The sequence below is a fragment of the Lutibacter oceani genome (assembly GCF_003384935.1).
Lineage (GTDB): Bacteria > Bacteroidota > Bacteroidia > Flavobacteriales > Flavobacteriaceae > Lutibacter > Lutibacter oceani.
Map to the genome: position 1 here is coordinate 885,976 of NZ_QTTQ01000009.1, position 14,835 is coordinate 900,810.

The 14,835-nt window shown below is 29.7% G+C and carries 13 protein-coding genes; 1 reads left to right on the plus strand and 12 read right to left on the minus strand.

The features are described 5' to 3' along the window. The first annotated feature begins 15 nt into the window (after nt 1–15). Nucleotides 16–2,142 (plus strand): Tex family protein, encoded by a 2,127-nt coding sequence (locus BX611_RS03950; protein WP_115878281.1) that lies wholly within the window; start codon nt 16–18, stop codon nt 2,140–2,142. On the opposite strand, the gene BX611_RS03955 is transcribed toward BX611_RS03950, so the two are convergent. From BX611_RS03955 to BX611_RS04010, 12 genes are all read right to left on the minus strand, one after another. Continuing rightward, the gene (locus BX611_RS03955; protein WP_115878283.1) at nt 2,139–2,891 is read right to left on the minus strand and encodes a tetratricopeptide repeat protein; all 753 of its coding nucleotides are present in this window, start codon (nt 2,889–2,891) and stop codon (nt 2,139–2,141) included. The two genes, BX611_RS03950 and BX611_RS03955, sit on opposite strands and share 4 nt — an antisense overlap. A gap of 1 nt (nt 2,892) precedes the next feature. Then, complete coding sequence (locus BX611_RS03960) at nt 2,893–4,650, minus strand: BatD family protein (protein WP_317047872.1); 1,758 nt, start codon at nt 4,648–4,650, stop codon at nt 2,893–2,895. A 14-nt stretch (nt 4,651–4,664) separates the two neighbouring features. Further along, complete coding sequence (locus tag BX611_RS03965) at nt 4,665–5,474, minus strand: tetratricopeptide repeat protein (protein WP_115878287.1); 810 nt, start codon at nt 5,472–5,474, stop codon at nt 4,665–4,667. Next, entirely contained in the window at nt 5,464–6,513 is a 1,050-nt protein-coding gene (locus BX611_RS03970) for a VWA domain-containing protein (protein ID WP_115878289.1), read from the minus strand. Before BX611_RS03970 ends, BX611_RS03965 begins: the two co-directional genes overlap by 11 nt. Before the next feature lie 108 nt (nt 6,514–6,621). Beyond that, entirely contained in the window at nt 6,622–7,626 is a 1,005-nt protein-coding gene (locus BX611_RS03975; RefSeq protein ID WP_115878291.1) for a vWA domain-containing protein, read from the minus strand. Nucleotides 7,627–7,628: 2 nt separating this feature from the next. Beyond that, complete coding sequence (locus BX611_RS15010; protein ID WP_181897227.1) at nt 7,629–9,221, minus strand: hypothetical protein; 1,593 nt, start codon at nt 9,219–9,221, stop codon at nt 7,629–7,631. A gap of 15 nt (nt 9,222–9,236) precedes the next feature. Continuing rightward, nucleotides 9,237–10,109: a DUF58 domain-containing protein gene (locus tag BX611_RS03985; RefSeq protein ID WP_115878966.1), complete on the minus strand. Its 873-nt coding sequence runs from the start codon at nt 10,107–10,109 to the stop codon at nt 9,237–9,239. A gap of 77 nt (nt 10,110–10,186) precedes the next feature. Beyond that, complete coding sequence (locus tag BX611_RS03990) at nt 10,187–11,194, minus strand: AAA family ATPase (RefSeq protein WP_162880035.1); 1,008 nt, start codon at nt 11,192–11,194, stop codon at nt 10,187–10,189. Between the two features lie 115 nt (nt 11,195–11,309). After that, complete coding sequence (locus tag BX611_RS03995; RefSeq protein WP_115878293.1) at nt 11,310–12,056, minus strand: UDP-2,3-diacylglucosamine diphosphatase; 747 nt, start codon at nt 12,054–12,056, stop codon at nt 11,310–11,312. Nucleotides 12,057–12,112: 56 nt separating this feature from the next. Beyond that, nucleotides 12,113–13,738: a S41 family peptidase gene (locus BX611_RS04000; protein ID WP_115878295.1), complete on the minus strand. Its 1,626-nt coding sequence runs from the start codon at nt 13,736–13,738 to the stop codon at nt 12,113–12,115. Then, entirely contained in the window at nt 13,735–14,157 is a 423-nt protein-coding gene (locus tag BX611_RS04005; RefSeq protein WP_115878297.1) for a deoxycytidylate deaminase, read from the minus strand. Before BX611_RS04005 ends, BX611_RS04000 begins: the two co-directional genes overlap by 4 nt. Nucleotides 14,158–14,209: 52 nt before the next feature. Beyond that, nucleotides 14,210–14,794, minus strand: a complete 585-nt coding sequence (locus BX611_RS04010; protein ID WP_115878299.1) for a HupE/UreJ family protein — start codon at nt 14,792–14,794, stop codon at nt 14,210–14,212. Between the last annotated feature and the right edge of the window lie 41 nt (nt 14,795–14,835).

Consider the following 14,835-nt stretch of genomic DNA (forward strand, 5'->3'; position numbering starts at 1 on the left):
TTCAAACTTTTTAAAATGCAATTATTAAATTTTATAAAATCACAAACAAATCTTCCTTCAAAAGGTATAGAAAATACCATTCAACTTTTAAATGAAGACTGTACAATTCCATTTATTTCAAGGTATAGAAAAGAGCTTACAGGAAATTTAGATGAAGTTCAGATTGGAGAAATTGTAAAATATAAAACGCAATTTGAGGAGTTAGAAAAACGAAAAGACACAATTTTAAAAGCTTTAGAAGAACAGAAAGTTTTAACAGATGAATTAAAGCAAAAAATTGATGTTACAACAGATTTAACAACCTTAGAGGATATTTACCTTCCTTATAAGAAAAAACGCAAGACTAAGGCTGAAACTGCTCGTAAAAACGGATTAGAACCTCTGGCTAAAATGATAATGAGTCAGCGCGTAAACGATTTGGAATATACAGCTTCAAAATATATAACTAATGAAGTTGAAACCGAAGACGCTGCTATAGAAGGTGCTAGATTTATTATTGCCGAGTGGATTAATGAACGTACAGATATTAGAAATAACATTCGTTATCAATTAGAGCGTTTTGCTACTATAAATACCAAAGTAGTAAAAACGAAAGAAAACGATGAAAAAGCACAAAAATTTAGAGATTATTTTGATTGGTCTGAAAGTTTAAATCGCTGCCCTTCACATCGTTTTTTAGCAATTTTAAGAGCAGAAAAAGAAGGTTTTATTCGTGTAAAAATTGAAATAGACAATGAGCGTGCATTGGAAAAAATGGAAGATCGAATTATCCGATCAAATAATGACTGTTCAAAGCAATTAAAATTAGCCATCCAAGACGCATACAAAAGGCTATTATTTCCTGCCTTATCCAACGAAATATTAAATACTTCAAAAGAAAAAGCAGATGAAGGCGCTATAAAAGTCTTTGCAAAAAACCTACAACAATTATTGTTAGGTGCGCCTTTAGGTGAAAAAACAATTTTGGCTATAGATCCGGGTTTTAGAACGGGTTGTAAAGTGGTTTGCTTAAATGCGCAAGGTGGTTTAGTGTATAATGAAACTATTTATCCGCACGCTCCAAAAAACGATTCCATTGGCGCAATGAAAAAGATAAATTCGTTGGTTGATGCATATAAAATTGAAGCCATTGCTATTGGAAATGGTACTGCATCTCGTGAAACGGAACAGTTAATTCGAAAAATGCGGTTTAATAAGGATGTTGAGGTATTTGTTGTAAGTGAAGCTGGGGCGAGTATTTATTCGGCTTCAAAAATTGCGCGTGACGAATTTCCTAATTATGATGTAACCGTTCGTGGTTCGGTTTCTATTGGGCGAAGATTGGCTGATCCTTTGGCTGAATTGGTTAAAATAGATGCAAAATCTATTGGAGTTGGGCAATATCAGCACGATGTTGACCAAACTAAATTAAAAAATTCGTTGGATGCGGTTGTAGAAAGTTGTGTGAATTCCGTAGGTGTAAATATTAATACAGCGAGTGTTTCTTTGTTGAGTTATGTGTCAGGAATTGGATCAAAATTAGCGGAGAATATTGTAAATTATAGAAATGAAAACGGTGCGTTTACTTCAAGAAATGACATAAAGAAAGTTCCGCGTTTAGGAAATAAAGCCTATGAGCAAGGTGCTGGTTTTTTACGAATTAAAAATGCTAAAAACCCATTAGATGATTCTGCTGTGCATCCGGAAAGTTATAATATAGTCGCAAAAATGGCAAAAGATGAAAAATGTACCGTATCAGATTTGATTGGAAATAAAGAGTTGCTTCAAAAAATAGAACTTCAAAAATATTGTACCCAAACCATCGGTTTACCCACGCTAAAAGATATTATTTCAGAGTTAGAAAAACCTGGATTAGATCCTCGTGAAAAAGCAAAAGTATTCACTTTTAATCAAAATATTAGAACAATTTCTGATTTACATGAAGGTCAATTATTACCGGGAATTGTAAATAATATTACCAATTTTGGCTGCTTTGTTGATATTGGAATTAAAGAAAGTGGCTTGATACATGTCTCAAATTTATCGGATAAATTTGTAAGTGATGTTACTGAAATTGTAAGTTTACATCAGCAGGTAATTGTAAAAGTTTTAGAGATTGATATAGCCAGAAAACGAATTCAATTGTCATTAAAGAAATCTTAAATTTCTTTTAAATCATTTGTATAAATCCAGCCAATTTTACCATCGGCTATTTTTATTTTTTTCCAGTTATCAAGTTCATCTAAAACAATAACTTTAGTGCCTTCGTGTAATTCAAAAACATCATCACTACTCATAGAAGGTGCATTTTTTATTTCAACCTTAGGCACAAAAATAATTGCAACCCTATTTTTTTGAACAGTTTTAAAGTTATTAAAAGCAAAAATTACACTGGTAATTAAAACAAAAACAGCTAAAATACTCGTATTAAAATAAAATAACTTCTTTTTTGAAGAAGATGAAAAATAATATAATAAAAATAAAAGTGAAGCTAAAAATGAAGCAATAACTGCTATTATTGCCCAAGTATCAAAAGGTAATTTTTGAATTATAGATGCTGAAAAACGTTGAAAAAAAGTTTTAGGCAAGTCTTCAATTACATCAATAGTCATTCTTTTTGCAAATGCTAAATTTGCAATTGCATCTTCATTAGTTGGGTTTGTTTTTAATGCTTTTTCATAATAATAAATTGCTGGTGCAACTTTATTCATTTTATAATAGCAGTTTGCAATATTAAAATACAACTCATCTGACTCTAAACCTTGCTCTTCAATTGATAAATAAACACCAACTGCTCTAGAATAATTTTCTTCTTTATAAAATGTATTTCCTTCAGCAAATAACTTATCAGCCTCTTGTGAATAAGCAACTAAACTAAAAAGCAATACAACTATGTAAATTATTTTTTTCATATTACAACTGTTTATCTATAGTGGTTATTACTTCTTTTGCTTTTTCAAATTCTTGCTCCATCATCACATTGGTTGTTGGTGTATATCGTGCAAAATCACAATCGTTTAAAACTTCTACAAATTGTTTAATGTTAGCTGAATCAACATTTTTTTCCTTCAATATTTCTGAAATTTTTTCTTTTGAAATATCAGAAGTTTCTACTTGAAGTTTTGCTTTTAAAAAGTTGTGCAATGCTTTTTCCAACGCTATATAAAATGCTTCTTGATTTCCTAATTGTTTTTTTGCTTCAGATAAATATTTCTTCGCCAATCTATCTGCTTTTCTTATTTTATTACCAAACACATCACCAGCACGTTCTGCACGTTTTTTGCCAATTAGTATTCCTATTGGAATCGCCAAAAATGGTAAGAACAGTAATAAATAAAACAAGTTTGAATTTAAGAACTGTGATTTTATTTTAGGTTTTAAATTTGTATCTAAAGCTATAAATCTAAAATTATTACCATTTGTAACCACTTGTTGTTTTGGAGTAACAGCTACATTATTAGCAGTTGAAGGCAATTCTTTTCCTTCGGTTACATCAACAATAATTGCTTCCGTTTTTATTGTATTATATTTTTCTTCAACTGGATTAAAATATGAAAAAGTTACTTCAGGTATTTTATATTTTCCCTTAAATTGCGGAACCACCGTATAAATGTCTGAAATACTTCCCCGTAAACCACTTAATGATGTTATTACTTGTTCTTTATGTTCTGGTGTGTAAACTTCTAATTCTGTAGGGGTTGTAATTTTAGGAATTTCAAACAATTTTAAATTCCCTTTTCCTGAAACTTCTACTTTTAATTGTGCAGCATCATTGGCTTTAAGCACATTTTTATTAGCGGTAACTTTAAATTCAAACTCACCTACAGCACCAGAAAAATCAATTGGTTTTCCTTGTTCAGGTAAGGCTTTAACATTTACCGTTTTTATTGGAGATTCAGCAGCATAATTAATGTTCTTGGTAATCATATTACCAAAAAAATCACCTCTTCCGGTTGGGATTCCAACTGAAAAATCCATTTTCATTGGTTCTATTTTTAATTTCCCATCTCTTTGAGGAATTAGAACTGCTCTTTTTAAAATAATATAACGGTAGTCTTCACCATTGTATTTACCCTTTTTAACATTGATATCTTTTACTTCAATATCCTGGTTCCAAAAGCCATTATATTGAGGAGACTCACTAACTCTCCAATCGTTAACACTTATATTTTCGCTTACGTAAAGCTTATATACAACATAAATTCCTTCACCAACATAAGGATTTAAATTAGAAACTTCAGCAACCAAATGAATATTTTGCTGTGCTACATATTCCGGATTATTAGGATCTTTTGGTATTTCTACCGCTTTTAAAACGCTAATTTTTACCGAATTAGATTTTACAATTTGGTCGTTATATTCAATTGACGCTGGTGCAATTATAAATTCACCTTCTTTTTTTGGTTCTAGAATATAAATATAAGATTGAGCATAACTGGCTTTACCATTAATCCAAGATTGATTTACAGATGAACTTGGACCTCCAACCACTTTAAAATTTGTAAAAGGCGGTGCCTTAAAATTGTCTGCACCTTGTTTATTAACCGTAAATTCAATTCTAAAACGTTGATTTACACCTAATTTGTTTTTACTCACATTTGTTTTAAACTCTATTTGAGCAAAAAACACTTGCGAAGTAAATAATAAAATAGTTACTATGTAAAACTTCATTAATTTCATTTCAATTACCAGTCTTTTTCTTGTTTAACTTTTTTGCCTTTTGCCTTTTGAGCATTTAATTTTTTCTGAGTTTTATTTTCTTCGTTATTCATTGCTTCTAACAACTGTTTCATTTGCTCTGGAGACAATTGATTAGGGCGTGGTTTTTGATCTTGTTTTTTATCCTCATCTTTCTTTTCATCATTCTTTTTAGGATCACCTTTTTCATCTTCTTTATCTTTTCCTTTATCTTTTTCGTCTTTTTTATCTTCTTTCTTTTCGTCGTCTCCTCCTTCTTTATCTTTTTGGTCTTTATTTTTATCGTCCTTTTTATCGTCTTTGTTATCCTTATTATCTTTATTGTCCTTATTATCCTTATTTTGTTGGTCTTTTAACAATTCTTGAGCCATTGCTAAATTATAACGAGTTTCATCATCCTTTGAATTATTTCTCATTGAATTTTTATAGGCTTCAACTGCTTTATCATATTGTTTTTCATTCATAAAAGCATTTCCCATGTTATGGTACGTTTCTGCCTTACTCATTTTATCTGGTGCAGTTTTTTCAACTAATTCAAATTGAGCAACAGCTTCCTTATTTCTACTTTGCTGATAAATTGCATTTCCTAAATTATAAGAAGCTTTAGGGTAATTCGGGTTTTTAGCCAAGGCTTTTTTATAAGCAACTTCAGCCTCATCAAATTTTAATTGATTGTATAACTTGTTTCCTTCTCTAACATCCTCTCTTGCTTCACGTTCTAATTTTTCGGCATTTTCTTGTTGAGAAAAAACCAAACTAGTAAAACATAAAAATAATATGAATAATCTATTTTTCATTCTTTTCAGTTTGATTAAATAAATTTAACTTTTGAATCCATTTTGTTTTCTTCTCTAGCAATAATACATCTATAATAAGAAATAACAATCCTAAACCAATAAACCACTGAAATTGATCTTTATAATCTGCAAATTTTTTTGTTTCAAATTCACTTTTTTCAGCTTTTAATAATAAATCTTCAATAATATCAATTGTTTCTTGAGTTTTATTTCCATTAATATATTTCCCGTTTCCTTGGTTTGCAATATCTCTTAAAACATTTTCTACCATTTTGGTTATAACAACTTCACCTTTATTATCCTTTTTATAGCTTATAACGGATCCATTATTTTTTATAGGAATTGGACCACCTTTTTCTGAACCAACACCAACAGTATAAATTTTTATTCCTTGTTTTGCGGCATCCTGGGCCAAAGAAACTGTATTTTCTTCGTGATCTTCACCATCCGAAACAATAAATAAAAAGCGGTTGGTTTGTTCTTCATTATCAAAATAGGAAAGAGCTCTTTCAATAGCATCATTTATAGCAGTTCCCTGACTTGAAACCATATCCGGATTTGCATTTTGCAAAAACATTTTTGCTGCAGCATGGTCTGTTGTTATTGGTAACAATGGGTACGAGTTTCCAGCATAAATAATAATTCCAATTCTATCGCTTCCTAACTTTTCAATAACTCTTGTTATAATTTGTTTGGCTTTTTCTAATCTACTCGGAGCAATATCTTCAGCTAACATACTTCGTGATACATCCAAAGCAAAGACAATATCAACTCCTTCTCGTTTAACAGTTTCAAGCTTTGTTCCCATTTTTGGGTTTGTTAAGGATATTACCAAAAAAGCGAGTCCCAAACAAATAGCAATAATTTTTAAAAACGATTTAAATGTAGATTTTTCTGGACTTAATTTATCTATTAAACCTGTATCTGCAAATTGCTTTTGTTTTCGTTTTTTCCACCAAAACACAAATAAAAACAACACAAATACTACTGGAATAATTGTTAAGTATAAAAAATATGTTGGTTCTTCTATTTGATACATAAGCCCCTTTTAATTCCCCAAAGGGGAAAATTAATTTGTTTTAGTTTAACTACTCTTCTAATTCTCAAGTCTTTTATCATTCTTGCATTCACAGGAATGCCATTTTCTTTATATAAAACTTTTAAATACCGTATGTTTTAAAAACATTTCAATTACAATTAATAAGCCTGCTAAAAGCACTAAAAGTCTATATTTTTCTTGATAATTATAATATTTAAATTCCTCAATTTCAGTTTTTTCTAACTTATTTATTTCTTCATAAATAGCTTTTAACTTTGTGTTATCGGTTGCTCTAAAATATTTCCCTTCAGTTTCCTTTGCTATATATTGTAATAATTCTTCATCAATTTCAACAGGTGAACTTCTAAATAATAATTTTCCTGTTCTTGGGTCTTTAGCATATGGAAATGAAGCTGTTCCATTAGTTCCTAATCCAATTGTATAAACTTTTATTCCTAATCCAACAGCTAATTCGGTTGCGGTTTTAGGATCAACAAAACCAGTATTATTTACACCATCAGTCAATAAAATTATTACCTTGCTTTTAGCTTTACTCTCTTTTAACCTGTTTACTGCCGAGCCTAATCCCATTCCAATAGCTGTACCTCCATCAAGATCTCCCCATTTTATATTTGAAATGGTATTTCGTACAATTCTTTTATCACTGGTAATTGGAGTTTGCGTAAAACTTTCTCCTGCATAAACTACAATTCCTATCCTATCATTTGGACGTTGATTTACAAAATCTGTAGCCACTTTTTTAAGTGCCTCTAATCTGTTAGGTTTTAAATCACGTGCCAACATACTTGCTGAAACATCAATTGCCATAACAATATCAATTCCTTTATTTGTTTTGGTACGTTTACTAACCGAAACATTTCGTGGACGCGCCAATGCAATTATTAGTAATGTTAATGCCAACAGCCTTAATACATTTAATAAGGGTTTTAATTTGGCTACTATTGAAGGTTTAACTTCAAAACCTTTTGTACTTGCAATTGTTAATGTAGCGCTATCATTTTTTCGAACCAAATAAAGCCAAATAGCCAAAAATGGTATTAAAACTAATAACCATAAAAACTGCGGATGTAAAAATTCAAAATTCTGCCACATAACTATGGTTTTAATGATACTGATTTTATTATTCTGTTAACTACACTTTCGGCAGAATCATCACTCCACAATGAAGACACATATACTTGTCTCATTCCTTTTTTATCTGCAAAAAACAACATTGTTAATTTATAATCTTCTTTTAATTGAGTGGACTCATTCAACCTTTTATATTCTACTTCTGCTTTTTTACCACGAACTCCATCAATATTAATATTCTTCTTTTTAATATTTGTAAACCTGGTATTTAATTGCTTTTCCATTGCATTTAATGCTCCCGACATACCAACGTCTAAGTCCATTTCATCTAATTCTTTTATGAAATTTGTTGTAGAAACTGCAACGTAAAAATTACTTATTGGACTTCCATATGTATAAATTGAAAATTCACCAATTGTAGATACACCATTGTCTGGTAGTTGAACAGATTGAACTGTTAAAATTTCTGGTGTTTCCATGGTGATTTTAGGAAAACCATATGTGGCTTTATACCACTGCTCTTCCATCATTTCAGTAGTAGTTTTTCCTAAAATATTATTTTTTACAAATTTATACCCAAAATAACCTATAGCACCAATGCCCAAAGCAATTAAGATTAAGAAAATAATTAAATACTTTTTAAATGTGCTTTTCTTTTCAATTGGTGCTTCAATAACAATTTCGTTATTTTTATCAATGGTTTCTTGTTGTTTTAAGTCATTAATATGAACCGCAGTTTGGGTATTTTTCAGTATTTCTTCAACAATTGTTCTGTCACTTTTTATTTCATCAATAATTGGTTTGGACTTAGCAAATTTTACTAAATCGGCACTTTGCAATACTTGTTTAAGTTGCTTAATTGTTTCTTTTGAAATTCCTAATTTACTGGATTCGTTAAAGTCAATTATAGTTTCTATTAACTCGTTTGTTGTTGATTCTAAAGCTGGAATTTTAATATCCTTTTCAATATAAGTTCTAACAATATTAGTTAACTCTGAATAATAGATTTTAATTTTATTTTGTTGTAATAATTGCTTTTCATCTAGCTCCTTAAGACGTTGTAATGCCTCCTGAATTGGCGCTACATATATTTTTGGAATAGCTTTTTCTTTTTTCTTTCTAAAAATGAAATACAATATTATTGCAAACAATAACAAAATAGGAATAGCCCACCACCATAAGTGTTTGTAATCATCAAAAGTTTTAGGTTCCCTTTTAATGGATTTAATTAAAAACATTTTTTGCTTAGTAGTATCTACTTTTACTGTAGCAACATTTACTAGTAAAGAATCTGTTAAAAATTGTTGATTGTTAATTATAACTTGCTGTTGTGGTATTATATATTGTCCGCTATCAAAACTGGTTAATACATATTTTTTTTCAATTTTTTCTTTTAGAGTATCAACTGCCAAAGCCTCAACAACCTCAATTTTTCCCAAACTATCTAATTTTAATTCCGGGAAAACTACATTAGCTGTTTGATTAACTGAAATTTTAAACTGAATTTGTTCTCCAATTCTAATATTAGTGGTATCTGCTGAAATAGAAACGGGAGTTTCTTGAGCAAATCCTATTAAACCAATAAAATATAATATATAAAATAACTGTTTCTTCATTATAAAATTCACTTGCTACCTTGCACCTTTATGTTTAAAATATCCTAATAATTTTTTTACATAACTTTCATCAATACGAGAACTTATTGTACCGGCACCACTATGGGTAAAAGATTTTTCAAAATAATCTACCGATTTTTTGTAATATGCTTCATAGCTTCTTCTAACATTTTTTGAAGCTGTATTTACCAACATTGTTTTTCCTGTTTCGGCATCTAACATGGGTACCATTCCTAAATTTGGAATTGAAACATCGTGTTTATCAAAAACTCTAATACCCGTAACATCATGTTTTCTACCAACAATTTTTAAGGTATGTTCATAATGTGTATCCATAAAATCTGAAAGCACAAAAACTATGGCTTTCTTTTTCATAACACTTGATAAAAATTTTAGCGCTTCATTAATACTTGTCTTAGTACTTTTTGGTTTAAATTCAATAAGCTCCCTTATAATTCTAAGTACGTGACTTTTTCCCTTTTTTGGAGGAATAAACAATTCCATTTCATCAGAAAAAAGCAATAAACCTACTTTATCATTATTTTGAATTGCTGAAAAAGCTAATGTTGCAGCTATTTCAGTAATAGTATCTTTTTTAAATTGTTGTGTTGTACCAAAAAATTCAGATCCGCTTATATCAACCATAAGCATCATTGTTAATTCACGCTCTTCTTCAAAAACCTTCACATAAGGCTCGTTATAACGTGCAGTAACATTCCAATCAATTGCTCTTACATCATCTCCGTATTGATATTGACGAACTTCAGAGAAAGTCATACCTCGCCCTTTAAACGAACTATGATATTCGCCTGAAAATATATGATCAGACAAACGACGTGTCTTAATCTCAATTTTTCGAACTTTTTTTAGTATTTCTTTAGTATCCATGTTTTTTAATTTGAAAGTTGAAAAGTTTGAAAGTTGAAAAGTTTTTAAAGCCTTCAACTAATAAACCATTACACTCTCTAAGGCACTTCTACTTCATTAACTATTTGATTAATAATATCTTCTGAAGATACATTTTCAGCTTCGGCTTCGTATGTTATTCCTATTCTATGACGCAAAACATCATGTACAACTGCACGAACATCTTCAGGAATTACATAACCTCTACGCTTAATAAATGCATAACATTTTGCTGCCATTGCTAAATTTATACTTCCACGTGGTGAAGCTCCAAAACTTATTAATCCTTTTAAATCTGGTAAGTTATATTTTTCAGGGTAACGCGTTGCAAAAACAATATCAAGTATATATTTTTCAATTTTTTCATCCATATATACTTCTTTTACAGCTTGTCTGGCTCTTCTAATTTGATCTAAAGAAGCTACAGAATTTACAGTTCCAAAACTCCCCATTAAATTATGGCGCATAATTAACTGTTCCTCATCTAATTTAGGGTAGTCAATTACAGTTTTTAACATAAAACGGTCAACTTGAGCTTCTGGTAATGGATAAGTTCCTTCTTGTTCAACAGGGTTTTGCGTTGCCATTACTAAAAATGGTTCATCTAACTTAAAAGTTGTGTCTCCAATAGTTATTTGACGTTCCTGCATGGCTTCAAGCAATGCTGATTGTACTTTTGCAGGCGCACGATTAATCTCATCTGCCAGCACAAAATTTGCGAATATTGGACCTTTTTTAATTGTAAAATCATTGTCTTTTACGCTATAAATCATGGTACCAATAACATCTGCTGGTAATAAATCTGGAGTAAACTGAATTCTACTAAAATCACCATGAACAGCTTTAGCTAGTGTATTAATTGCTAAAGTTTTTGCTAACCCAGGAACTCCTTCTAACAAAATGTGTCCATTTCCCAATAAACCAATAAGTAATCGTTCAATCATATGTTTTTGACCAACAATTACTTTGTTCATCTCCATTATTAACAAATCTACAAATGCACTTTCCTTTTCAATTTTTTCATTGATAGCTTTTATATCTATCGAAATGTTATTTTCTTCAATCATTTTTATAGTTTTTTACCGCGTGAATTTAACATGCTTTATAACACAATGCAAATAGCATAAATATTTTTTTAAATCTTGTTAAAAATTGGTTAAAAAATAACCTAAAACACTAGGTTTAATAAGATTTTAACACCATTTGGTCTCCATCAAAAATTCCATAGGTGAAATGTGAAATCCAATCTCCGGTATTAATATATTTTGAGTTTTCTGAAAGTTGAATATCCATAGGTAAATGGCGATGTCCAAAAATAAAAAAATCGTAATGTTTTTTAGTTAATTTTCTTTTGCAATAATGAACCAACCATTCATGCTCTTCACCTAAAAATTTAACATCTTCTTTACCTGAAATTAATTTATTTTTTACTGATAAATACTGCGCCAATTTAACACCAATATCTGGATGTAACCATTTATAAAGCCATTTTGAAAAAGGATTCGTAAACACTTTTTTCATACGTTTATAGCCTTTATCTCCAGGCCCTAAACCATCACCATGACCAATTAAAAAGGTTTTATTATTAAACTTAAATTCAGTTGGTTTGTGGTAAATTGGAATATTTAATTCGGTTTCAAAGTAGTCTTTCATCCAAAGATCGTGATTTCCAACAAAAAAATAAATTTGAATTCCACCATCTCTTAATTCTGCAAGTTTTCCTAAAACCCTTACAAAACCTTTAGGTACAACTTTTTCATATTCGAACCAAAAATCGAATAGATCACCTAACAAAAAAATTACTTCAGCATCCTTTTTTATTGAATCTAACCAACCAACAAACTTTTGTTCGCGAATTTTACTTTGTTCTATATTTGGAGCTCCAAAATGTTGATCGGAAGCAAAATATATTTTTCTTTTGGTCGTCAAAATGAAAGTTAATTAAGAACTCAAATATACGTATAAGTTATGATTAGGTAAAGAATTTATTGATTACTGTCTAATTCAATAACTTTTAAAATCATGTTGTCTTTTTCCTGAGTTACCATAAAATAGCCAGTTTGACCAAATAAATCACGTGCAAAAAAAGCTTTAAAATATCTTTTCAAATCTTCTTTTGATTTAGGTCCTATAGGGTTTTTTAAATCTAATTCTTCTAAATACAGATTCAAAACCTTCTCATTTTTATCAAAATTAGTTACAAAATCTTCTAATTTCCACTCATTTAATTCCTCTCTATGGTTATCAATATATTTAAATACGAAGGCATTTAAACCTCTGTAATATCTATTATTATAAGTTCTTGTGGTATCGACAGGAACAAAAACATCTGGAATTATTCCTCCTCCACCATATACAACTTTACCTTTTGGCGTGGTATATTTTAAAGTGTCATTTACTTTTATACTATCTTTAGAAACTAATTCTCCATTATGAATTCTATTTAAATAGTCGCTACTATATGAATTGTCATTATTGTGGCTATAAGGTTTTTGAATGGATCTTCCTGTTGGTGTATAGTATCTTGAAGTTGTAAGCCTAACAGCTGAACCATCTCCTAAATCCATCTCTTGCTGAACCAATCCTTTTCCAAAAGAACGGCGTCCAACAATGGTTCCTTTATCATTATCTTGTAAAGCACCAGCCACAATTTCACTTGCTGAAGCAGAGTTTTGATCAATTAACACAAATACTTTTCCTTCTTCAAAATCACCCTTTTCAGTAGCATAAGATTTATCTACCTCTCCGTTTTTATTTTTAGTAAAAACAATCAGTTTTCCATCTTCAAGAAATTCATCTATAATATCATTAGCAATATCCATATATCCACCAGGGTTTCCTCTTAAATCTAATACTAAAGAGGTCATTCCTTTATTTAATAGTTCATTTAAAGCTAATTTAAACTCTAAATAAGTTGTTCTTGCAAAGCGTTCAACATTTATATAACCCAACTTATTATTAATCATATAATAACCTGGTACGCTTTTTATTGGAACTTCATCTCGAGCAATTGGTATGTTTAAAATTTCATTTGTAGATCTTCTGTATACTGAAACTAATACATTAGTTTCTGCTTCCCCTTTTAAAGAATTCATTACAGCTTCAGAAATTTTTCTGCTTCCTAAAAGTGTTCCTTTCTCATTTTCTTTAACACCAGCTTTTTTTTCTATACTTTCACCAAATAAAGAATCTTTACCTGCTATTATTATTCTATCTCCTGCTTTTATACCAGCTTTATAACTTGGCCCACCTTCAATAACACTAGTTACAGCAACAGAATCTTCATGCATTAAAAAAGTTACACCAATCCCAACAAACTTGCCTTGCATGTTTTCAGTTACTTGCTTTAATTCTTCTTTTGGAATATATACTGAATGTGGATCTAGTTTTACCAGCATATTTGTAATTGCATCATCTAAAAGGCTATCGGTATTAACCTTATCTACATAATCATATTGTATGTAATTTATTAAACGTTTTATTTTAGCTTCATTGGTATTTGAACTAAATAAAACAGCTTTGTTTTTAAAATTAATTGAACTACCAATTAGTATTCCTATAGCTACTGCCAATCCAATAAATATTGGCAAATTTGCTTTCCCTTTTATCATTTTAAATCATTAAGATATGTTAATTCAACTCCAGCTTTTTCTAAAAATTGTAAGCCTGAAATATCCTTATATTGATTTGCATATACCACTCGTTTAATTCCTGATTGATGTATTAATTTACTACATTCTTTACACGGTGATAATGTAATATATAACGTAGAATTTTTACAAGATTGTGTTGAACTGGCAACTTTTAAAATAGCATTTGCTTCTGCATGTAATACATACCACTTTGTATTTCCTAATTCTTCACAACAATTTTCAAATCCTGTTGGAGTTCCATTGAACCCATCGGAAATTATCATTCTGTCTTTTACAATTAATGCCCCTACTTGTTTTCTTTCACAATACGATAATTTTGCCCATTCTAATGCCATTCGCATGTATGCCTGATCGTATTTTAATTGTTTTTTATTCATTTTTTAATGCTTACGAAAGTAAAGAGTTTATGATTAACTACACGTTAAAATTTTACCAAAATATTGCTGCTTTCAAAATAGGCAGTACAATACCAATTACTATTGATGATATAATTACAATCCAATCTCGTTTTGAAAATCTGAAAATAGTTTGAAAAATAAAACCTAAAATAAGAATTATCAAAACAATTATTATTTGTGCTAATTCCACGCCTAAAGCAAATTCTAAAAGCGGTATTAATTTACTTTCAGATTTACCAATAAGAATTTTAAAATAACTGGAAAAACCAAGTCCGTGAATTAGACCAAAAAACAGCGCAAAAATTAAATTGGTATTGGTTTTTAGTTGTTTTGTTGTTTTTCTAACATAAAAAATATTAAATATTGCAGTAATAATAATTGTTACAGGAATAAGAAATTCAATCCATTTTGTATCTACGGATACAATTTTATATGCGGCCAAAATTAATGATAATGTATGCCCAATTGTAAAAAGTGAAATTAACCAAATCACTTTTTTCCAATTTCTAAATTCATACACTACAGCCAGAGCAATTAAAAAAAGTATATGATCATATGCATTCCAGTCTAAAACATGAAATAAACCTTCTCGGCTAAAAAAAATAAGATTATCCATTTATTAAATTTTACAAGCAACCAAATATAGAAAAAACTTTG

What these genes read in the sequence shown, in the direction of transcription:
- BX611_RS03950 (WP_115878281.1), top strand. Translation starts at nt 16, where the DNA reads ATGCAATTATTAAATTTTATAAAATCACAAACAAATCTTCCTTCAAAA.
- BX611_RS03955 (WP_115878283.1), bottom strand. Translation starts at nt 2,891, where the DNA reads ATGAAAAAAATAATTTACATAGTTGTATTGCTTTTTAGTTTAGTTGCT.
- BX611_RS03960 (WP_317047872.1), bottom strand. Translation starts at nt 4,650, where the DNA reads ATGAAGTTTTACATAGTAACTATTTTATTATTTACTTCGCAAGTGTTT.
- BX611_RS03965 (WP_115878287.1), bottom strand. Translation starts at nt 5,474, where the DNA reads ATGAAAAATAGATTATTCATATTATTTTTATGTTTTACTAGTTTGGTT.
- BX611_RS03970 (WP_115878289.1), bottom strand. Translation starts at nt 6,513, where the DNA reads ATGTATCAAATAGAAGAACCAACATATTTTTTATACTTAACAATTATT.
- BX611_RS03975 (WP_115878291.1), bottom strand. Translation starts at nt 7,626, where the DNA reads ATGTGGCAGAATTTTGAATTTTTACATCCGCAGTTTTTATGGTTATTA.
- BX611_RS15010 (WP_181897227.1), bottom strand. Translation starts at nt 9,221, where the DNA reads ATGAAGAAACAGTTATTTTATATATTATATTTTATTGGTTTAATAGGA.
- BX611_RS03985 (WP_115878966.1), bottom strand. Translation starts at nt 10,109, where the DNA reads ATGGATACTAAAGAAATACTAAAAAAAGTTCGAAAAATTGAGATTAAG.
- BX611_RS03990 (WP_162880035.1), bottom strand. Translation starts at nt 11,194, where the DNA reads ATGATTGAAGAAAATAACATTTCGATAGATATAAAAGCTATCAATGAA.
- BX611_RS04000 (WP_115878295.1), bottom strand. Translation starts at nt 13,738, where the DNA reads ATGATAAAAGGGAAAGCAAATTTGCCAATATTTATTGGATTGGCAGTA.
- BX611_RS04005 (WP_115878297.1), bottom strand. Translation starts at nt 14,157, where the DNA reads ATGAATAAAAAACAATTAAAATACGATCAGGCATACATGCGAATGGCA.
- BX611_RS04010 (WP_115878299.1), bottom strand. Translation starts at nt 14,794, where the DNA reads ATGGATAATCTTATTTTTTTTAGCCGAGAAGGTTTATTTCATGTTTTA.